Here is a 472-nt window from a genome sequence, read left to right on the forward strand (position 1 = left end):
TTTTCAAAAATGAACAAGCAGTATGAAGATGAACAGAGCGATCTGTCAGGTCGGATAAAAATTCTCAGAACCGAACTTGATAAGGAAAGCCATCGGACAGCAGGCACAGATATGTTCATTGCCACCGTGCGTAAATATACCAGAGCCAGAAAGCTCACACCGAGTATGCTGAATGAGCTGATCAATCACATTGAAGTTCATCAGGCCGAAAAGGTAAACGGCGTATACGTCCAAAAGCTGACCATTCATTATAATTGTATCGGTTCCATTGAAATACCGGATGTTTCATCTCTGCCGGAACCGGATGTTCTGATACAGACAAGAAAAGGAGTAGCCGTAAGCTACTCCCAAGCGCAAATGGCAGGATAAGCATATAAAAAAAGCGAGTGTCCTTACGGCATTTTCAAATGCTATAAGAACACTCGGCATGGTGCGGGTGACAGGACACCAATGTATCCGAAATTATTTGCAA

The 472-nt window shown here is 43.2% G+C and carries 1 protein-coding gene; it reads left to right on the forward strand.

Features of this window, described 5'->3' with window-relative positions:
- Positions 1-369, forward strand: a 369-nt coding sequence (locus OUY18_RS13800; protein WP_268059358.1) for a DUF4368 domain-containing protein, incomplete at its 5' end; no start/stop codon positions are given.
- Between the last annotated feature and the right edge of the window lie 103 nt (positions 370-472).

Source organism: Caproiciproducens galactitolivorans, from assembly GCF_026672255.1.
Taxonomy (GTDB): Bacteria; Bacillota; Clostridia; order Oscillospirales; family Acutalibacteraceae; genus Caproiciproducens; species Caproiciproducens galactitolivorans_A.